Source organism: Paraburkholderia terricola (genome assembly GCF_900142195.1).
GTDB classification, from domain to species: Bacteria; Pseudomonadota; Gammaproteobacteria; order Burkholderiales; family Burkholderiaceae; genus Paraburkholderia; species Paraburkholderia terricola.
Genome location: NZ_FRAB01000068.1, coordinates 1 through 23,213, shown reverse-complemented (window position 1 = coordinate 23,213; position 23,213 = coordinate 1). Strand labels below are relative to the sequence as shown.

Genomic DNA, 23,213 nt, shown 5'->3' with positions numbered 1-23,213 from the left:
AAGCAGGCCTGCTCGAATTCTGCGCACGCCACGCGTTGCCGATCGCACTCTTCAGCCGCGAGCAAATCGCGGCGATACCCGTGGCCGAGCCTTCGGCGGTTGCACGCGAGCATCTCGGCGTGGACGGCGTTTGCGAGCCGTGCGCGCTGCTCGGCGCGGCTAACGTGTCGGCCGGGTCCGCTGCATCGGCTGCGTCGGCTGCGTCGGCTGCGTCGGCTGCGTCGGCTGCGTCGGCTGCGTCGGCTGCGTCGGCTGCGTCGGCTGTACCCAACGCCCAACTCCTCGTCCGCAAGACCGCGCATGCCGGCGTGACCGTGGCGATTGCCTCGATCATCGCCCGGACCGAACACGAACCGACAACCCACGACACCGAGAAACAGGACCTTCCATGAAAACCGATCCCGAATCGCATCAACGCATGACCGAACGCCGGCGCGAAGGCCACGAGAAAAAACAGGCCAACGCCACCGTCGAAAAGGGCTTGCTGATCGTCAACACCGGCACCGGCAAGGGCAAGACCACGGCCGCGTTCGGCATGGCCGTGCGCGTGCTCGGACACGGCATGCGCCTCGGCGTCGTGCAGTTCATCAAGGGCGCATTGCACACGTCGGAGCGCGATTTTCTCGGCGCGATCGCCAATTGCGATTTCGTCACGATGGGCGATGGCTACACCTGGAACACGCAGAACCGCGACGCCGACATCGCCACCGCCCGCAAGGGCTGGGACGAAGCGCGCCGGATGATCGAGAGCGGCGACTACCAGATGGTGATCCTCGACGAGCTGAACACCGTGCTGAAGTACGAATACCTGCCGCTCGACGAGGTGCTGTCCGTGATCAACGCTCGCCCGCCGATGCTGCACGTGGTGGTGACCGGCCGTCACGCGCCGGATGCGTTGATCGAGGCCGCCGATCTCGTCACCGAGATGCGCATCGTCAAGCATCCGTACCGCGAGCAAGGCGTGAAAGCGCAGCGCGGCGTGGAGTTCTGAGCGATGAGCGCGAGCCCCGATAAGAGCGCTTCGGAGGCGCAGCCGAAAGGCACTTCGTCCGGAGCGCCCGCCGAGGGCAGTTCTTCAGGGGCGTTCCCGAACGGAACGACGTCGACGGCATGTCCCGCGCTGTTCATCAGCGCGCCGGCTTCGGGTCAAGGCAAGACCACGATTACCGCGGGTCTCGCGCGCCATCATCGGCGGCTGGGGCGGCGCGTGCGCGTGTTCAAGACCGGCCCGGATTTTCTCGACCCGATGATTCTCGCGCGCGCGAGCGGCGCGCCCGTGCTGTCGCTCGATCTGTGGATGGTCGGTGAAGCCGCTTGCCGCACGCTGCTCGCGCAGGCGGCGGCCGAAGCGGACCTGATCCTGATCGAAGGCGTGATGGGCCTGTTCGACGGCACGCCGAGCAGCGCCGACCTCGCCGCCGTGTTCGGCGTGCCGGTGCTCGCGGTGATTTCAGCGAAGGCGATGGCGCAGACCTTCGGCGCGGTCGCCTTCGGGCTCGCGCGATTCAGGCCCGAGGTGCCGTTTTACGGCGTGCTCGCCAATCGCGTCGGCTCCGCGCGGCACGCGCGGACGCTCGAGGAAGCGCTGCCGCCGGACATACGCTGGTGCGGACACGTCAGCGGCAACGACGAGATCGAGTTGCCCGACCGCCATCTCGGCTTGCATCAGGCGGCGGAAATCGACGACCTGGACGCGCGGCTGAACCGTGCCGCCGATGCGCTCGCGAACACCGCGCTGGCCGAACTGCCGCCGCCGGTCGAATTCGGCGAGCCTGCGCCGGACGTGCCGCCGCGTCTTCTGGAAGGCAAGCGGATCGCGATCGCGCGCGATGCCGCGTTCTCGTTCGTCTATCCGGCCAACGTCACGCTGCTGGAAGCGCTCGGCGCACAGGTCGTGTACTTCTCGCCGCTCGCGGACGATCCGTTGCCCGACCATGCCGACGCCCTCTATCTTCCCGGCGGCTATCCCGAACTGCACGCCGCCGCGCTCGCAAGCAACACGCGCAGCGGCGCGACGATCCGCGCGCATGCGGCGGCGGGCAAGCCGCTCGTCGCCGAATGCGGCGGCATGCTGTATCTGCTCGAACAGCTCACCGATACGCATGGCGTGAGCACGCAAATGCTCGGCCTGCTGCCCGGCCACGCAACGATGCAAACGCGCTTCACCGCGCTCGGCATGCAACAGATCGACAGCGTGCACGGCCCGATGACCGGCCACACGTTCCACTATTCGAAGCTGACGACGCCGCTCACGCCGCTGCGTTCGGCCACCCGGCCACAGGGTGACGCACCCGGCGAGGCCGTGTTCCGCGTCGGTTCGATCGTCGCGACGTACATGCATGCTTATTGGCCCTCCAACCCGGCTTTCGCGGCCGCCCTGTTCCATGGCGAAGCCTTTTAACGACGCCGAGCGCGAGGCGGTCTACCGCGCGATTCACGAGCGGCGCGACATGCGCCACTTCGTGCGCGATCCGGTCGACCCCGCCGTGTTGCAGCGCCTGCTCGACGCCGCGCATCATGCGCCGAGCGTCGGTTATATGCAGCCGTGGCGGATTGCGCGCATCACCGATCCGGTGTTGCGCGAAGCCTTGCACGCAGCCGTCGAAAGCGAACGGCTCGCCACCGCCGACGCCCTCGGCGAACGGCGCGAGGCGTTCATGAAACTGAAAGTGGAAGGCATGCGGGACTGCGGCGAACTGCTGGTGATGGCGTTGATGGACGGCCGCGAGCGGCACATCTTCGGGCGCCGCACGTTGCCCGAGATGGATCTCGCGTCGGTGGCGTGCGCGATCCAGAACATGTGGCTCGCCGCACGCGCGGAAGGTTTGGGAATGGGCTGGGTGTCGCTATTCGACGTCGACGTGGTGCGCACGCTGCTGCATATGCCCGAGGGCGCGCGGCCGGTGGCGATTCTGTGTCTCGGGCACGTCGAGGCGTTTTACAACCAGCCGATGCTGGAAACCGAACGCTGGGCTAGCCGCATGGCGCTCGCCGATTGCGTGTTTGAAAACCGCTGGCCGGAAGTTGAAACGGAAGGCAAAAAGACGCTGGGTTAGCGGCAAGCGAGTCGCAGGATGCGCGAGGCGCGCCTAATCGACTCATGATTTGAGGCGATTAGGCGCGCAATCGCCTCACGGTCGGCTATACTGGTATTCGACTCACGATATGAGTCGATTAGAGCCCGTAATCGCCTCAATATTCACCGAGCGTCATGACATCCACCCACCCTCTCATCTGGCAAGCGTCCACGTGGCCCGGCATGCACTACGACGCTATTCGCGTCGGCGGCGAACTGGCCCGCGCGCACCGGGCTCAGGGCATCGTTGAAGGCAAACTGGCGAGTCTCGGCTTCGAACAGCGCCTCGAACTCGCCGCCGAGGCCTGGAGCCAGGATGCGGTCGCGACGGCAGCCATCGAAGGCGAACGCATCGACCTCACCGCCGTGCGTTCGTCCGTGGCACGGCGACTCGGCGTCGGGAATCAGGATGGCCCCAACGCGCCGCGGAGCGTCGAAGGCCTGCTCGACATCATGGATGACGCGGTGCGGCAAAGGCAAGCGGCGCTCACACACGAGCGCTTGTGCGCCTGGCAGGCGGCTCTCTTTCCTACCGGCTACTCAGGCATGGTCAAAATCCTTGTCGGGGCCTATCGCGAGCATGCCGAGCCAATGCAGATCGTCAGCGGCCGCGTTGGACGCGAACGGGTCCACTACGAGGCCCCGGCCTCGGCCCAGGTCCCGGCGGAAATGCAGCAGTTCCTGGACTGGTTCAACGCAACGACCGAGCACGACCATCTGGTCAAGGCAGCACTCGCTCACCTGTGGTTCGAGACGATTCATCCTTTTGAGGACGGCAATGGCCGCATCGGTCGCGTCCTCATCGACCTTGTGCTGGCGCGCGACAGCGGTGAGGTCAGCCGCTTGATTCGTACCTCGCAGCGCCTGCTCGACAAGCGCCGCGACTATTACGAGCAGCTCGAGCGCGCCCAGCATGGCGAGCTCGACGTGACCGAATGGGTTCTATGGTTCGTCGAACAGGTGCGTGTGTCCTGCGAGGAAGCATCCGGCGTCGTGGACGCCACGCTCGATAAAGCCGTTTTCTGGATGAACCATCGGGACAAGGTGCTCACGACCCGGCAACGCAAAGTCGTCAACGTTCTGCTCGATGCCGGTCCCAAGGGCTTCGAAGGGGGCATGAACACCCGCAAGTACGAGAGCGTCGGCAACACCTCGCGGGCCACGGCGTCGCGCGAACTCATCGAACTCGAGAACATGGGGCTGCTGTCCAGGGTGGGCGCCGGCCGCTCGACCCGCTATTACCTGAACATGCCAGGGTGGGCGGCAGCGGACACGGCCATCGCCGATACGCCCTCCCGCGACGGCTGACTTGCCGTCATGGCTAAATCGTCGGCCGCTCAGGCGGCAGGCTTGCCATGACGGCGACGCCTCACGGCCGAGACCGAGCCTGCACCGGCTTCACCGACACCACGTCCAGCGCGCCGCTCGCCTTATCGGTGCGTAGCTTCACATGCCAGTCGGGCGGCGCATCGAACGGAAATTTTGCCAGCGCGCTTTTCGCGAGCGCGGGCATTGCATGCAGCGGATCGGCATCGCGGTCGCTCATCACCGCGCTGACTTTATAGACCTCCTGTCCGCCCGCGCGCTCGAACAGGCGCAGCGTCAACGAATGCCGGTACGCGCGCCCGCCGAACAGCGAGAAGGGCGGCTCGCTCTGCCGGCCGCAGCCGCTTGGCGCGCAATCCTTCATGTCGTTCACGCCGACGCCGATCGTCGCCGGCCGCGTGTCATACGCAATCGACAACAAGTAGCGCGCGGGCTCGCCCGTCATCTCGACGAAGCCGTTTTTCGCCAGTTCGTCGCGCACCGCGGCCTCGAAACGCGGCTGATCCGCGCTCGCCGCCTGCGACGGCATGCGCGTAATCGCGTAGGTTCGTTCGCCTTGCCGCGCGGCAGCGGAACTGGCGGTATGGACCTCGGCGCTCGGACCCGCGCAACCGCTGAGACTCGCCGCGGCCAGCGCGGCACAGATCAAAATCGCTTTCACCATCTTCTCGCTTCGGTAAGCCTCGGTAAGCTCCATCAGCCTCGATAAGGAACGTGTGCGCGCGTCATGCGCCCGGCCTCGCGGAGACATCGGATTGCGTGTCCTCGAACGCGGGCAGGCAGAGGGTAACAGCGGTGCCCTCGCCCGGCGCGCTGAGCACCGCAACCTCGCCGCCGTGACGCGTCACGACGGTCTTGACGAACGCCATGCCGAGCCCCGCGCCGCCCACCTCCGGCCGGTCGGTTTCGTGAAAACGCCGGAAGCGCTCGAACAGATCCGCCTGCTGCTCCTTCGGAATGCCGTAGCCTTCGTCGCGGATCGTGCAGGACACGCGCCGCGCGGCGCCAGGCGTCGCCGTCACGCCAGGAAGATTGTCGAGGCTGCAGGAAATCCGCGTGTCCGGCGGACTGTATTTGATCGCGTTGTTCAGAATGTTGACGAGCGCGCGCGTCATCAGCGAACGGTCGGCGCAGATCCAGTGGCCCTCGTCGAGCTCGGCCGCGCCGCCCGCGTCCGTTTGCAGCGTGATGCGCTTCGCGTGCGCTTGCGGCCAGACTTCGTCGCTGGCGTCGATTATCAGCTCGGTCAGGCTCACCGGTTCGAGCAGGTAGGTTTGCGATTCCGCGCGCGCCAGTTGCACGAAGTCGTCGGCAAGCGTCAGCGCGCGCTGCGCGTAGCGTTCGATGCGCTCCAGCAAGCCGCGCGCGAGCACCGGTTCGCTGCGGGCGCGCTCGATTTCCACCAGCGCCAGAATCGACGCCTGCGGCGAGCGCATGTCGTGCGACAGCAGCCGCAACGCGTCTTCCCGTTGACGCTCGGCCGCATGCAGGGCCGACACGTCGACGAGACCCGCGATCCACCCGGTCGTCTCGCCATGTGCATTGGTGCAGTTCGCGTAGCGCAGCAGATGGTCGCGCTCGTGCGCGTCGCGCACCTCGACGCCCTGCGCCATCAGCGCGGCAAATTCATGCCGCGCCGGATCGAGCGGCGCGGGCCAGTGAGCATGGGCGAGCAGATTGTTGTCGGCGTCGGACGCATCGTCGGACGCACCCGACGCGGCGCCCCGGTCGATGGTCTTGACGAAGCTCAGCCCGCCGAGCACCGCCTGCATCGGCCGGCCTTCCGGCGGCGGCGCGCCGAGGCGAGCGAAATGCGCTCTCGCGGCATGGTTCGCGATCAGCACGACGCCGTGCAGGTCGCTGACCAGAATCGGCTCGGGCATGCTGTCGAGGCTGTCCCACACGAAGCGCTTCATGTCCTGCACGCGCTGCGCGGCCTGCGCCATCAGCGCCATGTGCTGCTCCAGCACGTCGCCGCCGAACTCGCGGCGGCGCTTGGGCGTTTCGGGCAGCAGGTGCGGTTCGTCGGCGAGGCGCTGCAACTCTTCGCGCAGATAGGCCATCGTCATTTCGAGGCGCCGCCAGTTCCAGATCGGATACACGACGACCACGCCGGCGATCGCCGGCACCGGCGACATCCATAACCGCAAGCCGTACAGCAGCACGGCGCTGCCCGCGGCGGCGAGCGCGCAGAGCGCGCCGGTCAGCAGCAGCGAGCGGCGCGGCGACAACACCAGAAAACCGGCCAGCAACGCGGCGAGCGGCGCAAGCGAGGCCAGGAACAGCGCCCAGCGCCCGACCGGTTCGATCTCACGGCCGCTCAGCAGCGTGTCGAGCACGTTCGCGTGGATGTAGACGCCCGGCAGCGGACCCAATTCGCCGGACACCGGCGTCGCGAACCGGTCATACAAACCGGACGCGGTCACGCCGATCAGCACGATACGCCCGCGCAACTGGTCCGCGTTCACCTCGCCGGCGAGCACGCTCGCGAAACTGACTTTCGCGTAGTTCTGCGCGTTCGGGCCGAACGGGATCAGGAAGCGGCCTTCGCCTTCGGCAGTGTTCGATGAACGGATCGCCGCCGCCTCGCTGAACGACCGCCGGCGCGGCAGCCGCTCGTTCAACTGAATCGAGCCGTGTTCGACGGCTTGCGCCACCGGCACCATCAATTGCGGCCAGCGTGATGTTGCGTCGCCCTCGAACTGCGCGACGCTGCGCACGATGCCGTCGCTGTCCACTTCGAGGTTGATATGGCCGAGCCCGGCCGCCGCGTGCGCGAGCGGCGCCACCGGTTCGACGACGACGCGCCGCCCCGCGCTGTCGGGCGGCGTGAGCAGCACCGGCAGGTAGGTCGGAGTCAGCGCGATCGCGCGGGCCAGCTCGGCGTCCTCGGGATTGGCCTCGGTGAACAGCACGTCGTAGATCACCGCGGCGGGCTCGGCCTTCGCGATCTGTTCGAGCAGTTTGGCGTGGGTGCCGCGCGGCCACGGCCAGCGGCCGAGTTGCGCGATGCTGGCGTTGTCGATCTCGACCACCACGATATTCGGCAACAACGGCGGTGCGCGCAGGCTCAGAAAGCCGTCGTAGACGAGATTGTCGACGCTCGCGGTCAGCCGCCCGAGCGAGGCGAGCAGAATCACGACGAGGCCGAGACAGCCGATCCCCACCCATTCGAACAGGAAGCGGCGGCCGGCGCGCCGTCCGAGACGGGCGCGCGGATCGAGGCTCAGGCGTGTAGGTGTAGTTGGCAAAGCGTCGCGTGGTTGATGAAAAGGGCCGGCTGGGTCGCCGGCCCCGTGAATCTACCAGCGTCAGCGCGCCAGCGTAAACGAGCGGATGCTGCTGCTCGTCTCGTAGAAGCGGCCGTTCTCGAACTGCTCGGCGATGATCGTCCAATAGTAGACGCCGGCCGGCAGATCGCTCACGACGAATTGCCCGCCGCTCAGATCGGTGCGGTCCACGATCGGATGGCGCAGATCGGCGCTCGCGGCCAGCACGAAGCGAAAGCGCGTCTCGCCCGCGGCGCGGCTGACGAACCAGCGGAATTCGTAGTCGCGGCTGCCGGCGCGCTGCGCCGCCGATGCGGCCAGCCCGAGACGGCGCCGCTCGAAGCCGTACACCTGAGGCATGCCTTCGAGACCGTGTCCGTCGATGGCCGCGATGCGCACGAAATACGTCCCGTCGGCCAGATTGCCGAAGTCCGCGTGCGGCGCGCTCACGCGCAACTCGCGGATCAGGTCGAGCTGGTCGGCGTCGCGCGCGATCTGCACGCGGTAGGCCACGGCGCGCTCGGCCGGCACGAGGTCGAACGCGACGGTCTCGCCGTCCTGCACCTTGGCGGGCTGCGTGAGCGCGGGCGCGGGCAGCAACTCGACGGGCTCGCCGATCGCCTCGCCCGCGCGCGTGATGTTGCCGAAGCGCGCCTTCACGAGTTGCGCCGACGCCTGCAGCGGCACGCCGGGCGGCGGTCCGGCGCGGTGGGCGGCGACGCCGGGATCGACGCCGACCGCGCCGTCCAGCACCTCGACGGCGGTGGTTTGCGCGTCGCCGTCATAGGCCACCTTGAAGCGCGTGCCGCGCACGCCCGCCACCACCGACGGCGAGCGGATCTGGAAGCGGTCGTCTTTTTTCGTCGCACGCGTGACCTGGCTCTCGACCGCGCCGCGGCGCAGTTCGAGAACGCGGTCGGCGGCGCCCGTCAACGTGGTGCGGCGCAGCCTGCCGATGTCCAGCTCGCCTTCCTGCGCGATCGTGACATGCGAGCCGTCCGGCAATTCCAACGTGACGAAACCATCCGGGCCGGTGCGGATGCGGTCGCCTTCGCCGAGCGTCGTTCCGGGCTTGACCGGCAGATAGGGGTTCTTGCCGAACGCATGCTCGACCGGGCCGCTCGTCGCGATCACGCGGGCCGATTCGGGATCCTGTTTGAGCCGGTCCGCCGGCAGGCGCAAGGCGATGCCGGCCGGCATGCGGCGCGGCGCGGGCATGTCGTTGAGGCGGCTCAACACCGCCCAATCGCCCGGCGCCCGCAGATAGTGGCCGGCGATGTCGTATAACGTGTCGCCTTCGCGGGTCAGGTAGGAGACGTAGGCGGGCGCCGGCGTCTTGATGCGCGGCTGCGGCGCGCGCGGCGATTGCGCATGCGCCGACACCTGCGCGAGGCAGGTCATCGCCAACACGCTTACCGCCGCGAACCATGCGCCGCCGCGGCGAACGGATAAACCCGCGCGGTGGCGCGGAGGCACGACGGCCGAAACCGTCACGCCTCCCCCGCCTGCGGGCGTTCGTGGCCCGGCGCGGGCTGCGGGCCGGATTCGAGCCGCTCCAGCCGGTAGCCGTAGCCGTAGATCGGCGTCAGACGGTAGCCGTGTTCGGGACGCAAGCCGAGCTTGCTGCGCAGCATCGATACGTGGGTGTCCATCGTGCGCGACGGGATGTCGGTCGCCTGCTTCCAGATCACGTCGAGAATGTGCGCGCGCGACAGCGGCCGGCTCAGGTGCTGGAACAGCAGCAGCGCGAGCTCGAACTCCTTTTGCGTGACCGCCACTGTCGCGCCGCGCACCACCACGTGCTTCGCGCTCAGATCGAATTCGAAGTCGCCGAAAATTTCTTTTGCGGCGGCGGGCTTCAGGTGATACGCGCGGCGCAGCAGCGAGCCGACGCGCGCCAGCAGCACCGCGCCGGAGACGGGTTTGACGACGTAATCGTCCGCGCCGGTGTTGAGGATCGACGTGATGTCGGTCTCGCGGCCGCGACTCGTCATGAACAGCACCGGCAAGCGCTCGGACAGGCTTTCGCGCACCCAGCGCAGCACCTCTTCGCCCGACATGTCGGGGACGTTCCAGTCCAGCACCAGCAGATCGAACGTCTGTCGCCGCAGTTGCCGCACGAGTTCGCGGCCGGCGCCAAAGGCGTGGCAGACATGGCCGGCCGTAGCCAGCGTTTGACAAACCAGATCGGCCTGAGCCGAATCGTCATCCAGGACAGCTATTCTCATAAAACCCCGCAACGCGACATCGTCATTCGTAACTGGTGGCCGGCAAACCGGCGGATAACCGGGATGACGGCGCTTGCACCGACGATCCGGCTTGCGATTTCATCTCCCGCCGCACATTTTTCGATTAATGGTCCTGCGCCCCGCGCCCCCGTTCGGCTATGCAACCCGACTATCCTGAAATCGCCGCGAACGCCTCGCTCTTATGGCTTTATCGCGCGGTTATTCGTGGGGCAGGTCATGATAATCGAAAACTGTCGCGGCTTTTCCGGGTTGCCGTTAATCGGCAATCCGGCCGGCTCTGCGATTGGAGCCGCTCCCTGCACGTCCCCCGTGCGCTCTCAGGCTTCGCCGGTTCTTCGCCGGTTTTTTATCGACCTCTAATCGGCCGCTCTTCGAATTGTTGGTCTCACTCGCGCGGTGATTCGCCCCGTCTGCGTTTGTCCTGTCTCGCCGCTGCCGCTCCCGTTCTCGCGAAACAGCGATTTGACAATTTGCGAGTCAGTATAGAAACAGTCTCAAAATAAATCGTTTAAGGATTGTTAAGCGCGTTTCGGCTCGATGGGGCGGCACGGCGCAGCGTGCGTAATGAAGATCGGGATTGGGGATTCACGCGATGAGATAAAAATGCGGCGTCGCCTCGCTCGAGCCCGACGCCGCTTAAAAACACCACACGCTCGCGGGGGTCTAGCCACACGAGTGAGATGAAATTAGCCGGTACAGAAATCCAGTTCAAGATGAAAGAACTTCATTTGTAACGGGCGGGCCGGTAGCTCTTACGTGGAGGTCATTGGCGGCACGCATCGATCGACGTGCGGCTTGCCGCAAAAATCGTATGACCTGAAGCGGTGCGCCGCTCTCCATTTACAGATGCAGACGTTTTGTTACAGCGCCACCACGCCTCTGGCTAGCGACGCGTTCTTCGCACGCTAACGCGCCCGGTGCAACAGAGCATGAGGCCGCGCCGCCTCATCTTCCGCCCTCGATTTCCGGCATCGGCGCGAACAGCGCGTCGAGGTCGTCGTCGGAGAATTTGGCCGCGCCCGCGGCGTCGTCGGAGAGAATGCTGTCCGCGAGGCCTGCCTTCTGCTCCTGCAGTTCCACGATTTTCTCCTCGATGCTGCCGGCGGCGATCAGCTTGTAGACGAACACGGGCTTGTCCTGCCCCAGCCGATGCGCGCGGTCGGTGGCCTGATTCTCGGCGGCCGGGTTCCACCACGGATCGTAGTGAATCACCGTGTCGGCGGCGGTGAGGTTCAGCCCCACGCCGCCCGCCTTCAGGCTTATCAGGAACAACGGCACCTCGCCTTGCTGAAAACGCTCGACCGGCGTGATGCGATCCGCCGTGTCGCCGGTCAGGATCACATAGGGAATTGCGGCGTCTTCGAGCGCTTGTGCGATCAACGCGAGCATGCCGGTGAACTGCGAGAACAGCAGCACGCGGCGCCCTTCCTCGATCAGTTCGGGCAGCATCGACAACAGCAGATCGAGCTTCGCCGAACGCATCGCGCGCGCGCCCTTTTCGGCCTTTTCGTTCTTTTCTGCGCGCTCACGCCTCTCGCCGTGCGCGTCGACCTCGTCGGCGATCTTGATCGTTTTCACGAGACGCGGATCGCAGCACACCTGGCGCAGCTTCAGCAACGCATCGAGCACGATGATGTGGCTGCGCGCGAGACCTTGCGCGCTGACCGCCGCGCGCACCTTCTCCTGCATCGCCGTGCGCACGGTTTCGTAGAGATCGCGCTGCGCGCCTTCCAGATCGACCGAGCAGACGATCGTGGTCTTGGCCGGCAACTCTTTCGCGACCTCGTCCTTGCGACGGCGCAGCATGAACGGCCGGATACGGCGCGCCAGCAGCGCGCGGCGCACGCCATCGCCGTTCTTCTCGATCGGATTGCGCCAGCGCCGGGTGAAGTCTTTCTGGCTGCCGAGAAAACCCGGCAGCAGAAAATCGAATTGCGACCACAACTCGCCCAGGTGATTCTCCAGCGGCGTGCCGGTCAAGCACAGCCGATGCCGCGCGCGCAATCCGCGGATCGCCTGTGCGGCCTTGGTGGTGGCGTTCTTCACGTACTGCGCTTCGTCGAGAATCAGCAAGTGATAGTCGTGTTCGGCGAGCACCTTCTGATCGCGCCACAGCAGCGCGTAAGTCGTCAGGATCAGTTCGTGTTCGCCGATCTGCTCGAAGCGCTCCTTGCGCTGCGGGCCGTTCAGCACCAGCACCTTCAGCTCGGGCGCGAAGCGGCGTGCTTCCTCGCGCCAGTTGTGCACGAGCGTGGTGGGCACCACGATCAGCGCCGGGCGGTTCAGCCGCCCCGCCTCTTTTTCCGCGAGGATGTGCGCGAGCGTCTGCACGGTCTTGCCCAGGCCCATGTCGTCGGCGAGCACGCCGGCCAGATCCTGTGCGCGCAGAAACTGCATCCAGTTCAGGCCCTGCTGCTGATACGCGCGCAGTTCCGCGCACAAGCCGCGCGGCACGGGCACCTCATGCAAGCCCGGACCGGCTTGCAGACGCTGCGCCAATTGACGGATCGAATCGTCGCCGCGGAATTGCCAGCGGCCGGTGCTGTTCAGCGCTTCGAGCCGGCCCGCATCGACGGAGGGCACGCGCAGCGGCGCGCCGTCGGCGAGTGAACCGCCGAGCGCGTCGAACAGGTCGACCAGCACGCGCACCACCGGCTTCAGACGATCGGCGCGCAAGCGCAGACGCTTGTTTTCTTCGGTCTTGAGTTCGATCGGCTCTTCGTCGGCGATGCTGTCGAGCGCGCCGCCGAGCCAGCGCCGGTCACGCCGGAACAGATCGGCGAGCAGCGGTTCGAGCCGCACGTTGCGCTCGCCGATGCGGATGCCCATCTCCAGATCGAACCAGCCGTCGCCCGCCTGGTGCGCGGTGCCGTCGATTGCGTCGATCTCGATGACGTTGTAGCGGAACTCGGGCGCCATCGTCACGCGCCAGCCCTTGCTCACGAGATCCGGCACCGCGTGGTTGACGAACGTGGACCAGGCGTCGGCATCGGGCAGGCCGAGCATCGTGTCGGGCAACAGCCGCGCGCCGTAGACGCGGCTCGTGGGCACTTTCTGCAAGCCCGTCTTGCGCAGTTCGAGCAGGCGTTTTTTCTCGGCCTCGTAGCGGCGGCGGATATGGATGACATCGCCGCCCGGCATCGGCACGAGCGTGACGCTGCTGTCGACGTTGATGCTGACGCCGTCGTAATCGAAACTCACGCCGGCGAGTTCGACCGCTTCGGGCTTGCGCTGCGCGGCTCGGGCCGCCGACGGCAGCGCGTGGCTGTTGAGCGTGAGCACCGGCACCGGATCGACGTCGATCACACGAATCGCGGACGCGTCGTGCGCGGGCGGCAGCGGCAGTTCGGGCGCGATCTCGCGCAGCACCGAGGCGACCAGCGGCGCTTCGGCGAGCGAGATCGGCGGCATTGCCAGGTAGTCGGGCAACTGCTGGAACGGCAGCGACGATTGCACGATGCCGGCTTCATGCGCCGCGCCGTCCACATACCAGACCGGCTCGGTCGGCAGGACCATGCTCGCGCGCGGCTCGGTGCACAGCACCGGCCGCAGACGCTCGTCCGCGAGCGGCTCCCACTCGATCCGGCCGGGCCGGTCGGCGCCGCGCGACAACGGCGTCGGTCCTTCCCGACCGGGCTCGGGATCGAACTCGAAGAACAGACGCCCCGTCGCGATCAGCTTCTGCAGCATTTCCGCACCGCTCGTGCCGCGCAGAATGAACTGGCCGAAATCCTCGCGCGAGCGGCCGAGCCACAGGCCGCGCAGGATCGACAGATCCTCGTCGGAGACAAACTTCGGTTGCTTGAGCAGCGCCGACTCCACATTGCTCCAGGGCTCGTCGACTTCGAAGATGGTGCCGTCGGCATCGCAGCGCGCGCGGTACAGCACGACTTCGTGGCGCATGTGGAAGTTCGACCAGTTCAGCAGATACGCGAGCGTCTGGGTGCGCGCGCCTCCGCCCTTTTGAGCGAGCGCATCGGCGGCTTCGGCGCGCGCGCGAAACCGTTCGAGCCAGCTCACCAGTTCGGGGCGCACGCCCGCCGCGGGCTCCGCTTTCGCCGCGGATCGGGCCTGGCGGTAACCGCCGCGCTGAGCGTCGCGGTCGTCGGCATCGTCATCGACGTAGATGACATGGTCCATCTCGTCCTGATACTCGAGCGCGGCGAGCAGCAGCGCGGCAACGTGCTTGCAGTTGCGGCCAACGGGGCAAGTGCAGTCGCTCTGCGCCCAGGGCAATCCGCCGCCGTTACGAAAACGCACCCGCGTTCTGTACGGACTGGGTTGCGTGCCCTGTACGTCGCCGCTCAGCGTCGTGCCGCGCCATTGCATGTTAGTGACGGCGCCCACCAGGCGCGCCTTGGCGACGGTATGGTCACCCAGCCATTCCGCGATCCGTTCCCGATCAAAGAAAACTGACGACATCAGGGTCCATCCTATTCGAGCCGGCGAAGGCATCGTGCGCGGACAGACGCGGCGCGGCAGGCGCTCGGCGGCGCCTGCCGGCGCGGTTGCGTCCGGCATCGAATGCCCGTGGTAACCGGCCATTTTACGCGTCGGATGGAATTGGCTGTGGCGGCAGTACGCCGCGCGCCGCTCAATCGGCGCTGTCCGTCGGCATGCTGCCGCTCGCGACGCGGTTGGCGGCCGCTTGCGCGGCGAGTGCCTGCTTGTGCTGCTCGACCTGCTGCGCGAATACAGGGCTCACGTCGGGATACGATGCATCGGTCACGTAGTTCAGGCCGTTCGCCTGCGCTTCGATCAGTTCCTGGTACACCTCGGCGCGGGTCTTGCCTTGTGCAAAAGCGCTCGATGAAGCGGCCAGAACGACAACGGACAATGCGGCAAAAGCGATCTTCTTCATGATGAACTCCAGGGGGTGTTGTGCGGGTTTGCATGAGGGAAAACCACGCGTTCGCGGCTTTTATTCCTGCGGCAACGGTTCCGAAAAAACAAACTTCGAAGCGGGAATAAAGCGGCCGGCGAAGCGGTTTGCTCACGTTCCGAGGCGCGGCGACGCGCAGCACATGTGCTGCCGAAACCGGCCGCCGGATAGCGTCCGGACGGACGCTGCGAACAACGCGCATCGAACGTATGGAATAAACCGCCGTCCGGGTGTGTTCGCTCCCACATGGCTGATACTCGACCACCGCCGACAACCGCCGACACCATGAACCCGACCGACGCCCCATCCGACCCGCCGCTTTCAGAAGCCGACATCCAGGCCTACGCCGACGGCACGCTGACGCCGGAACGCGCCGCCTTCCTGCGGGACTATCTCGGCAAGGACCCGGCGGAAGCGCGCCGGGTGGCCTTCTACGGCAAGCTCAACGCGCAGATCCAGCAGGCTTTTCAGACCACCGACGAACCGGTGACGAGTCGTGTCGCGCCCTGGCGCCGCGCGCTCGAACGCCTGAATGCGGCGCGGCGTCGAAGCAGGCTGCTCAACACGCTGATGGCGCTCGTGCTCGCGGCGGTGACCGCGAGCGGCTGGCTTGCCGCCACCCAGGTATCCGCCGAGGCGCTCGACAATGCCGCCGTCATGGCGTTGGCCGAAACCGACGCCGCGGGTTTTTCCGCCGCGTCGCGGACCCGAACCGACGCCTGGGCGCCGGATCTGACGGCGATCGGACTGCGGCTGGTGGATCGGCGGTCCCTGTCGCTCGGCCCGTTTCAGCGCGCCAGCGAATTCGTCTATCTGAACGGGGACAACCGGCCGGTGGTGGTGATGTCGAGCCTGGCGCTGCTCGCGCCGGCGCAGCCGCAATGGAGCGCGCGCCGCATCGGCGCGGTCCGTCTGCTGACGTGGACGGCGCGGCGGCAGCGTTTCGTCGTGGCCGGCGAAGCCCGCACCCACGGCCTGATGCGCGCCGCCGACGCGATGACGATGCACTGAGCTTTGGCGCAACCTGACGATCCGATGTCACGCGAACGGAATAAAATGCGCCCACGCGTGTTCGCCTCTCAACCGCATCAATTGCCCTTCCAGGCGGCCCGAGCGACGGCCGCCGCTGCCGTGCTCACGAAAGGCCCCTCGACTGGGATGAAAAATGGATGTCCGTGACGAGTTGATGGAGCATGTGCCGCGCTTGCGGCGCTATGCGCGAGCGCTGATCAACAATCGCGATCTCGCCGACGATCTGGTGCAGGACACGCTCGAACGCGCGCTCGGCCGCACCGGCATGTTCCAGCAAGGCACCGACCTGCGCGCATGGCTGTTCACGATCATGCACAACGTCTTCGCGAATCAGGCGCGCAAGGCGTCGGCGCGCGCCGTCCATGTAGCGGTCGACGACGAAAGCGTCCACGAAAGCGAATTCGCCGTGCCCTCCGACCAGATCCGCTCGCTGGAAATGCGCGACCTCGACTACGCGTTGCAGCGCCTGCCGATGGAACAGCGCGAAGTCGTGCTGCTGGTGGGCCTCGAGGAAATGAGCTATGCCGACGTGGCGCTTGCGCTGAACATTCCGATCGGCACGGTGATGTCGCGGCTTTCGCGCGGGCGCGAGCGGCTTCGGGCATTGATGGCGGGCACACAGCCCGGCGCAAGATTACAGGTGGTGCGATGAGCGACCAACAGACGCCGATCGGCGAAGAAGAACTGCACGCCTACGTGGACGGCACGCTGTCCGACGAACGGCGTGCCGAGGTGGAGCGCGCGCTCGAACAGAACCCCGAGTTGGCCGCGCGTATCAGCGATTATTTCTCGCTGAACAACATGTTCCACGAGCGCTATGACCGCGTGCTGAACGAGCCCGTGCCCAAACGCTTGCAGGCGCCCGCGCCGCGCCGCTGGCGCATCGCGGCCAACTGGCCGCAGTTCGCCGGCATGGCCGCGGCGCTGGTGCTGGGCGTGGGTATCGGTGTGGGCACGCACATGGGGCGCGACGTCGTGGCGCCGGTCGTCGGCCGCGCGGACACGCGGACTGTCAGCGCGGACGGTTCCGAAGTATTCGCGCGGCAGGCGGCGCTGGCGCACGTGGTCTATATGCCGGCCGTCGACCGTCCGGCCGATATGACCGCGGATCACGAACAGGATTTTGTGCAATGGCTGTCCAACCGGCTCGGCACGAATGTTCATCCGCCGATGCTCTCGAAGAGCGGCTTCAACCTCTCGGGCGGCCGCCTGCTGCCGGGCGCCGACGGCCCCACCGCGCAGTTCATGTATCGCGGACCGAACGGCGAGCGCGTGACGCTGTGCATTTCGCGCCGTCAGGTGAATTCGAACACGACCGCGTTCAAGCTGTATCAGGACGGGCCGGTGAACGTGTTCTACTGGGTCGACGGCGACTTTGGCTATGCGGTGTCGGGCGGGATCGATCGCCAGGCGCTGCTGCAACTGTCGCACGACGTGTACTCGCAGTTGACGGGTGCCGCGCCGGGTTGACGCTTATCGCGGCGTCGCAATGCGGCGGGTATTCAGCGTATCGAGTTCGATCATGCTGCCCGAATGCGGGCTCGATCTGATCAACTCGCGTGGCGTGACGCCCAGCAACCTGCCCATCCAATGCGCCATGTGACTCTGATGCGCGAAGCCCGTATCCAGTGCGATCCGGCTTGCGCTCAGGCGGCCTTCGAGCAATAGCGTTCTCGCCCGCTCGACTCGCCGCCGCACCACGTACTGATGCACCGGCACACCGAGCGTCTCGCGAAACAGCACCTTGAAATGCGGCACGCTCAGATCGGCGAGCGCGGCCAACTCGGTTAGCGTGAGACGCTGGTCGAGATGCGCCTCGATAAACTCGATCACGCGCGCGGCGGTTTTCGGTGCGAGCGTGCGCCGCTTGTCGTCGAGCGTCGGCGCGCCGCCGATCAGCCGTACCACCATCGCGGTGCAAAGGCTCTCGGCGTAAAGCGGATCGGATGCGTCGTCCGCCTCCAGTTCGGCGTGTAACGCCCACGCGAGATGCTGAAAACGCGGATCGCGCATCTGCATCCGCGGACGAAGCCGCGCCTCGCTCGACTTCAACTCCAGCTGCTCGACCGTCCTTTGTGCGAACTCCACGCCGATCCATACGCTGAAGATCGTGCACGCGGACTCATCGCTCCATTGCCCGTCGAGTCCGGCCGGGATCACATCCGCGTCGCCATGCGACTGAATGCGCGAATAGCGGCGCTCCAGGCATACGCAACGCGCCCTGACCGGCGCGCCCACATGCACGCCCACACGGTGATGCTTGAGCGCGGGAATCCGATGCGAGCCCGCCGACACGTTGACGAGTTCCGCGCCGAAGCCTTGCCAGCCCAGCGTCTTGCTGGACCGTACAGCAATGCGGGAACCGCTATGCGGTTGCGGTAGGGGTGTCACGGCATTCATCGCGTCCTCTCGTGGATGGCGGGTAACGTGGCTTGCAATTGTGCTGCGTTTTTCGCCGCTTCGCTTGACGCTTGTTATTCCACCCTGCCGCCGGGGTGGCGTCGCAAGCGAAACAATCATCCGAATCTGCGCATCGCGATCCTTGTGCGCGCGTTTTCCGCTTCGCGCCTCCCTATGATGGCCGTGTCCATTGGCGAAGGAGCGCAACGTGTTCGTGATTTTCGGAGCAGCAGGCAATGTTGGCAAAACGAGCGCCGCGGCATTGCGCCGGGCCGGACGACCGGTGCGCGCGGTGGTCCGCGACGAAACGCAAGGCGCGCCGCTGGCGGAAATCGGCTGCGAAATAATGATCGCCGATCTGCTCGACGCATCGACGGTCGCGCGTGCAATCAAGGGCGCCCATGCGGTGCAGATGCTCTGTCCGGTGCCCCGGGCGCGCGCCGATCCCGCATCCGACATGCGGCGCATGATCGAGGTCGCCGCCGACGCCTTGCGCGCCGATCCGCCGCAACGCGTACTCGCGCTCTCCGACTACGGCGCGGAACATGCGAGCGGCACGGGCATCACGACGCTGTTCCACTACCTTGAAACGCAGTTGCAAGCCGTTGCCTCGCAACTGACATTTCTACGCGCCGCCGAACATATGCACAACTGGGCTCGCGTGTTGCCGATCGCGCTTTCCAAAGGCGTCTTGCCGAGTCTGCATCATCCGTTGGACAAGCTGTTTCCCACGGTGGCGGCGGGGGATGTCGGGCTGCTGGCCGCCGAACTGCTGCTGGACGAACAGCCGGCAAAGACCTCGCCGCACGTGGTGAGCATCGAAGCCAAGGAGCGCGTGAGTGCATTCGATGTGGCACAGGTCGTCGGCGAATTGGCGCATCGCACGGTGGTCGCGCGCGAGGTGCCGCGTGGCGAATGGGCTGCCACGCTCCATGCGGCGGGACTCGGCGAACAGCACGCGCGCCTCATCACGGATCTGTACGACGCGCACAACGCGGGCCGTATCGATGTGGAAGCGGAAGTCAGCGAGCGGCGCTTTGGCGCGACCGCGCTGGCGGAGGTGCTGGCGGAAATAGTGGCGCGGGTCGCTGCTTCGGCTTCGGCTGCACCGTAACGACGTTGCCCTTCACAGGAGAGACAGCATGGACATGTGCCCCTTGCTGCGCGCATCGGCGCAAGCGCGAAAGATCGCGGACGGTCGTTCCGCTGCAACCGCGCCGACGCGGGCACAGTCGAGCGCCAACGCGCGCTATTGGCTGGCGTTGGCGGCAAATTTCGTGGGATGGCTAGGCTGGCGGGCACTGCGGGACGTGCTCAACGCGATTCCCGATAGCAACGACGATTTCGGTTTGTTCTGATTCGCCGGGGGGCGTTCCCGCTTTCCACGCCACGGCGTGTCTTGATCGATCCAGCCGAAATACGATCCGGTTTCGGTCGTGTCCGTGCATTCTTCGGTGAATGACGGTCCGTACCAGTCACAGTAATCCGCCCTGGCAAGCTTGAGCGGTGTGCTTGCTTTGCCAGCGAGCGGCTTCTGCGGTTCATGTGCGGAGTCTCGGTTTGCATTGGACGGGCTCGCCTGGGCAGTTGGCGTCGTTGCTGGCTGGGCCTCCTGATTTGCATCTGTCGAACCGTGCGGCCTCGCGACGGGAGCGGCAGGCACCGCCAGGCTCGCTTGAGTACTCAATGCCGTCGCCGGTGAATTGCTCGACGCCGGCGGAGTCGTGCTTGCGAGAATAGGGGTTTGGCGCCACGCCTCGCAGTTCGTCACGAATGGCACGGTTCGAGCCATGAACGGTGCCATGGCGAGATGCATCTGCGCGGACTGTTTTTTCTGGATCGTGATGACTTGAAGAACACGTTACCCGGACCACCAAATGTAATGTTGCCGTTGATGCTGGCAATGTTCACGTCCTTGTCCGCGGCGAGTGACATCGGGCCACGCTGGGCCTGGAACTGAACCGGGCTCCTCGGCGCGAAAAGCCATGATTCCGGAACGGGCAGGCCACGTCGTTAGCCCTGTGCCTTCTGATACTGCCTACCAGCTGCGTTTTTTCAGCGTATAGCCGTAAAGCCCATACTGGGTATTGGTCGCCGGGTCGAAATAGACGCCCTGGGTGATGCCATCATCGGTTTCGTCCCACGACTTGCCGTAGTCGCGACTGACAAGCGTGAAGTCGCGAGGCGCGCCATTGCCTGTCGCGTCCGTCGCGTAGACGAGCAGTACCCCGCGCCTGCCGACGCTGAAGCCATCGAGCATCAGGCGCTCATCGAACGTATGTTTCTGCTCGACAGCAGGCTGCTTCTGGTTCGGCCAGGTCGAGATCGCACCCGTACGATGCCCGTTGTCCTCCGGATGATTAATGAAGTCGCGTGGCAGGCCAAGGCGGGAAAGTGCATAGACGGAATACCGGGCATCCGGCTCGACCTGCTCTGACTGGAGATAGGCAATGACCTGGTCCGGCAACACGACCTCGCGCTCGAAGGCGTCGCTGTCCCACTTCAGACGGTCGACAACGCTTTCGGCTGGGGTCTTGCCTATCGCGTCCAGGTAGTAGGCAACACGCAACGTACCGTCCGAACCGAGATCCACGCCGTTGAACGTTTTGCGCGGGTTCCCCGGCTCAGTCGCCAGCAGGGGAACGCCAATTTCCTTCCAGGTGTTGCCGCCATTCACGGTGCGCCAGACGCGCGGTCCCCATCCCACTGCATAGCCTCTTTCGGAATCGAGGAAAAGCAGTTGGCCGATATTCTGGTCCTCCGGCCACCTGAGTTGCGTCCAGTTCCTGCCGCCGTCCCGTGAGCGCCAGAGCTTCGTGATCTGTGGAGACAGGCGGTTCGCGGGCTCGGGCGCCTTGTAATCCATCCACTCCGTACTGATGTACTGTGTACTCCAGTCCTTCGAATACCACCAGGCCGCGTTCTGTCCGGATTGCAGGAAGGAACGCTTCAGTCCGCCATCAATGGTGCCGCGAAAAAAACTGACGGTATTCCGGTTAAGGGTCTCCGCGGTATTGCTCATCCATGCCTCAGTAGGCTCCGCATATTCAGGATCTTTCCGCTGGTTTACTGGCTTAAAAGTGATGACCGGATCCGAAACCTTGAGGCTGATGACTTCATTTCCGTTAATTCGACTATCACCGCCACCATACGGTTTGTCGTTCTTCATGAAGGTCGTGGAAATGGTCTGCCATGCTGGTGTGGTCATGCTGTGATATCCGTAAGTTGCAAGCGCGGCCAGAAGAAGGCCACCCACGATCATTGTTCTGCGTCTGGGCATGCGCATGTCACTTCGCATCCATCAGGCGCCCAAGGACCCTGCTTACCGCATCGTCGATACCACTTTTTGTTTCATTCCACGCATCGGGGGTGCGGACAAATTCTTGGACTGATTTATGCCGCGATTCCAAGACTCTGCCGGTATTCGATGGGGCTGAGGGAACCGAGCGAGACCTTGATACGCTTTGCGTTATACCAGCGGATATACGAGTCAACGACTTCAATGAATTGATCAACTGTCGTGGCCCGCCAGTCACGTGGATAGAATAACTCCGTCTTGAGGCGCCCGAAGAAACCTTCGCACGCTGCATTATCCGGCGAACATCCTTTGCGCGACATCGACCGAATCAGTCTTGCATTATGCATCCGTGAGAGCCACCCCGGCCAGCGATAGTGTGCCCCGCGATCGGAGTGAACCACAGGCCGCTCCTCGCAGGCAGCCAGCGACTCAATCGCCGAATCCAGCATGGTGTTGACGAGTTCGGCATCCGGCCGCGTGCTGATTGACCAGCTCACAACGAGACCGTCGAAGCAGTCAATCACTGGCGACAGATACACTTTGCCGGCCGGAATCTGGAATTCGGTAATGTCCGTGAGCCATTTCTGATTAGGGGCAGCGGCGCGGAAGTCACGATTGATGATGTTCTCCGGCGCGGGGCTTATTTCTCCGCAATAGGAGCCGTAGCGACGTCGCCTGGTCGTGGCAACGGCCAGGCCTTCCTGTCGCATTAAACGTCGCACCACCTTTTCCGAGATGACGATCTGCTGCCTCCCCAACGCCGCGTGGATGCGGCGATATCCGTAGCAACGGTGATTGAGTTTGAAGATATCCGCGATGACGCGACGCGCGTCATCGTGCCTGTCAGCAACGAGTTGACGTGTACGGTGATAGAAATAGGAACTGCGGGCAAGCCCTAGGGCCGCTAACAGCTCGGAGAACGAATAGCTCTGCTTAAGGGCATCAACCAGCATTGTCTTCTCCCGGTTGCTCAGGAGTTGCGGGTCGATGCCCATTCCTTTTTTTATCAGTTCGTTCGCCTTCTTCAGGATGTCGTGCTCGAGCTGCAGTTGCCGGATGTCGCGCCGAAGCGATTCGACCTGCTGCTCGAGTTTCGCACGCTCGTCGTCCGGTGCTGGCTTCTTCTGGCGTTTCATGGATGCTGGGGCGTCACGACCGAGTAGCTGGTTCTTCCAATTGTAAAGCGTCGGCCTGCTCACGCCTGCTTTCCGGGCAACTAGGCGCGCGCTTTCCTCCCTGGTGCACAGCTCGATGACTGCCGCCTGTTTCACCTCCGGCGATTTTGGAACGCTGCCAGTTGCTCTGCCGACAACGCGTTTTCTGATTTCGGGATGTAGCTCTTCGATCCAGGCTGCAAGCGTCTCGCGACTTGGATAGCCCAAAGCCCTCAAGGTTGCGGCAGCACAGCGGTCATGGCTCAAATAATGACCGACGGCCGCCTTCTTCTGTTCAGCCGAATACCTTGGCCTCGAACGGACATAGCCGGCCCGTAGATCATGGCACTGTTCGTATTCGCGATGCCAGGCTTTGAGAGAATTCTTTGTTGGATAGCCCAACTGCCGGATGGTCGCCCCGAGGCGCTTGCCCAGCTTCAAGTAGAGTCGGACCGCTCGAATGCGATCTTCGTATGAGAACATGAACTACCTCCAGGTAGTCCAAGTTTTCGTCCGCACCCCCGCCT

The 23,213-nt window shown here is 65.1% G+C and carries 19 protein-coding genes; 10 read left to right on the top strand and 9 right to left on the bottom strand.

Translation table 11 applies throughout. From position 1 onward, the window contains the following. From BUE39_RS31865 to BUE39_RS31845, 5 genes are all read left to right on the top strand, one after another. A partial coding sequence (locus BUE39_RS31865) for a cobalamin biosynthesis protein (protein ID WP_073432602.1) occupies positions 1 to 392 on the top strand: 392 nt, incomplete at its 5' end. Continuing rightward, positions 389 to 991 (top strand): cob(I)yrinic acid a,c-diamide adenosyltransferase, encoded by a 603-nt coding sequence (gene cobO / locus BUE39_RS31860; RefSeq protein ID WP_073432601.1) that lies wholly within the window; start codon positions 389 to 391, stop codon positions 989 to 991. The genes BUE39_RS31865 and cobO, both read left to right, overlap by 4 nt. 3 nt (positions 992 to 994) lie before the next feature. Further along, complete coding sequence (locus tag BUE39_RS31855) at positions 995 to 2,401, top strand: cobyrinate a,c-diamide synthase (protein WP_084561529.1); 1,407 nt, start codon at positions 995 to 997, stop codon at positions 2,399 to 2,401. Then, entirely contained in the window at positions 2,385 to 3,056 is a 672-nt protein-coding gene (bluB, locus tag BUE39_RS31850) for a 5,6-dimethylbenzimidazole synthase (protein ID WP_073432600.1), read from the top strand. The genes BUE39_RS31855 and bluB overlap by 17 nt, the downstream gene beginning before the upstream one ends. A 155-nt stretch (positions 3,057 to 3,211) precedes the next feature. Next, entirely contained in the window at positions 3,212 to 4,384 is a 1,173-nt protein-coding gene (locus tag BUE39_RS31845; protein WP_073432599.1) for a Fic family protein, read from the top strand. Positions 4,385 to 4,445: 61 nt separating this feature from the next. On the opposite strand, the gene BUE39_RS31840 is transcribed toward BUE39_RS31845, so the two are convergent. The 6 genes from BUE39_RS31840 to BUE39_RS31815 form a co-directional block, all read right to left on the bottom strand. Further along, positions 4,446 to 5,066 (bottom strand): DUF4136 domain-containing protein, encoded by a 621-nt coding sequence (locus BUE39_RS31840; protein WP_073432605.1) that lies wholly within the window; start codon positions 5,064 to 5,066, stop codon positions 4,446 to 4,448. A 61-nt stretch (positions 5,067 to 5,127) separates the two neighbouring features. Next, a complete protein-coding gene (locus BUE39_RS31835) occupies positions 5,128 to 7,653 on the bottom strand; it encodes a CHASE2 domain-containing protein (protein ID WP_073432598.1) in 2,526 nt (841 codons plus the stop codon). 60 nt (positions 7,654 to 7,713) lie between these two features. Continuing rightward, a complete protein-coding gene (locus tag BUE39_RS31830) occupies positions 7,714 to 9,165 on the bottom strand; it encodes a FecR family protein (protein ID WP_073432597.1) in 1,452 nt (483 codons plus the stop codon). Next, positions 9,162 to 9,899 (bottom strand): response regulator transcription factor, encoded by a 738-nt coding sequence (locus BUE39_RS31825; protein ID WP_073432596.1) that lies wholly within the window; start codon positions 9,897 to 9,899, stop codon positions 9,162 to 9,164. Before BUE39_RS31825 ends, BUE39_RS31830 begins: the two co-directional genes overlap by 4 nt. Before the next feature lie 966 nt (positions 9,900 to 10,865). Next, positions 10,866 to 14,342: a DEAD/DEAH box helicase gene (locus BUE39_RS31820; protein WP_073432595.1), complete on the bottom strand. Its 3,477-nt coding sequence runs from the start codon at positions 14,340 to 14,342 to the stop codon at positions 10,866 to 10,868. A 172-nt stretch (positions 14,343 to 14,514) separates the two neighbouring features. Next, the gene (locus BUE39_RS31815) at positions 14,515 to 14,781 is read right to left on the bottom strand and encodes a DUF4148 domain-containing protein (protein ID WP_073432594.1); all 267 of its coding nucleotides are present in this window, start codon (positions 14,779 to 14,781) and stop codon (positions 14,515 to 14,517) included. 306 nt (positions 14,782 to 15,087) lie between these two features. Between BUE39_RS31815 and BUE39_RS31810 the strand changes: the two genes are divergently transcribed. From BUE39_RS31810 to BUE39_RS31800, 3 genes are all read left to right on the top strand, one after another. Continuing rightward, positions 15,088 to 15,813: an anti-sigma factor family protein gene (locus BUE39_RS31810; protein ID WP_073432593.1), complete on the top strand. Its 726-nt coding sequence runs from the start codon at positions 15,088 to 15,090 to the stop codon at positions 15,811 to 15,813. Between the two features lie 154 nt (positions 15,814 to 15,967). Further along, positions 15,968 to 16,486, top strand: a complete 519-nt coding sequence (locus BUE39_RS31805; RefSeq protein WP_073432592.1) for a sigma-70 family RNA polymerase sigma factor — start codon at positions 15,968 to 15,970, stop codon at positions 16,484 to 16,486. Next, positions 16,483 to 17,304 (top strand): anti-sigma factor family protein, encoded by an 822-nt coding sequence (locus tag BUE39_RS31800; RefSeq protein ID WP_073432591.1) that lies wholly within the window; start codon positions 16,483 to 16,485, stop codon positions 17,302 to 17,304. The genes BUE39_RS31805 and BUE39_RS31800 overlap by 4 nt, the downstream gene beginning before the upstream one ends. 3 nt (positions 17,305 to 17,307) lie before the next feature. Here the strand turns inward: BUE39_RS31800 and BUE39_RS31795 are convergent, their stop codons facing one another. Next, positions 17,308 to 18,234 carry an AraC family transcriptional regulator gene (locus BUE39_RS31795; RefSeq protein ID WP_073432590.1) on the bottom strand — a complete coding sequence of 309 codons (927 nt, stop codon included), beginning with the start codon at positions 18,232 to 18,234 and terminating at the stop codon, positions 17,308 to 17,310. Between the two features lie 208 nt (positions 18,235 to 18,442). On the opposite strand from BUE39_RS31795, the gene BUE39_RS31790 reads away from it, so the two are divergent. Beyond that, positions 18,443 to 19,348: an NmrA family NAD(P)-binding protein gene (locus BUE39_RS31790; RefSeq protein WP_073432604.1), complete on the top strand. Its 906-nt coding sequence runs from the start codon at positions 18,443 to 18,445 to the stop codon at positions 19,346 to 19,348. Positions 19,349 to 19,376: 28 nt separating this feature from the next. Next, complete coding sequence (locus BUE39_RS31785) at positions 19,377 to 19,592, top strand: hypothetical protein (RefSeq protein ID WP_073432589.1); 216 nt, start codon at positions 19,377 to 19,379, stop codon at positions 19,590 to 19,592. Positions 19,593 to 20,272: 680 nt separating this feature from the next. On the opposite strand, the gene BUE39_RS31780 is transcribed toward BUE39_RS31785, so the two are convergent. Continuing rightward, positions 20,273 to 21,442 (bottom strand): WD40/YVTN/BNR-like repeat-containing protein, encoded by a 1,170-nt coding sequence (locus BUE39_RS31780; RefSeq protein ID WP_073432603.1) that lies wholly within the window; start codon positions 21,440 to 21,442, stop codon positions 20,273 to 20,275. Positions 21,443 to 21,627: 185 nt separating this feature from the next. Continuing rightward, positions 21,628 to 23,169 carry an IS3 family transposase gene (locus BUE39_RS31775; protein ID WP_073432280.1) on the bottom strand — a complete coding sequence of 514 codons (1,542 nt, stop codon included), beginning with the start codon at positions 23,167 to 23,169 and terminating at the stop codon, positions 21,628 to 21,630. Between the last annotated feature and the right edge of the window lie 44 nt (positions 23,170 to 23,213).

Coding starts and splice junctions, on each gene's coding strand:
- cobO (WP_073432601.1), top strand. CDS start 389: ATGAAAACCGATCCCGAATCGCATCAACGCATGACCGAACGCCGGCGC.
- BUE39_RS31855 (WP_084561529.1), top strand. CDS start 995: ATGAGCGCGAGCCCCGATAAGAGCGCTTCGGAGGCGCAGCCGAAAGGC.
- bluB (WP_073432600.1), top strand. CDS start 2,385: ATGGCGAAGCCTTTTAACGACGCCGAGCGCGAGGCGGTCTACCGCGCG.
- BUE39_RS31845 (WP_073432599.1), top strand. CDS start 3,212: ATGACATCCACCCACCCTCTCATCTGGCAAGCGTCCACGTGGCCCGGC.
- BUE39_RS31840 (WP_073432605.1), bottom strand. CDS start 5,066: ATGGTGAAAGCGATTTTGATCTGTGCCGCGCTGGCCGCGGCGAGTCTC.
- BUE39_RS31825 (WP_073432596.1), bottom strand. CDS start 9,899: ATGAGAATAGCTGTCCTGGATGACGATTCGGCTCAGGCCGATCTGGTT.
- BUE39_RS31820 (WP_073432595.1), bottom strand. CDS start 14,342: ATGTCGTCAGTTTTCTTTGATCGGGAACGGATCGCGGAATGGCTGGGT.
- BUE39_RS31815 (WP_073432594.1), bottom strand. CDS start 14,781: ATGAAGAAGATCGCTTTTGCCGCATTGTCCGTTGTCGTTCTGGCCGCT.
- BUE39_RS31810 (WP_073432593.1), top strand. CDS start 15,088: ATGAACCCGACCGACGCCCCATCCGACCCGCCGCTTTCAGAAGCCGAC.
- BUE39_RS31805 (WP_073432592.1), top strand. CDS start 15,968: ATGGATGTCCGTGACGAGTTGATGGAGCATGTGCCGCGCTTGCGGCGC.
- BUE39_RS31800 (WP_073432591.1), top strand. CDS start 16,483: ATGAGCGACCAACAGACGCCGATCGGCGAAGAAGAACTGCACGCCTAC.
- BUE39_RS31795 (WP_073432590.1), bottom strand. CDS start 18,234: ATGAATGCCGTGACACCCCTACCGCAACCGCATAGCGGTTCCCGCATT.
- BUE39_RS31785 (WP_073432589.1), top strand. CDS start 19,377: ATGGACATGTGCCCCTTGCTGCGCGCATCGGCGCAAGCGCGAAAGATC.
- BUE39_RS31780 (WP_073432603.1), bottom strand. CDS start 21,442: ATGACCACACCAGCATGGCAGACCATTTCCACGACCTTCATGAAGAAC.
- BUE39_RS31775 (WP_073432280.1), bottom strand. CDS start 23,169: ATGTTCTCATACGAAGATCGCATTCGAGCGGTCCGACTCTACTTGAAG.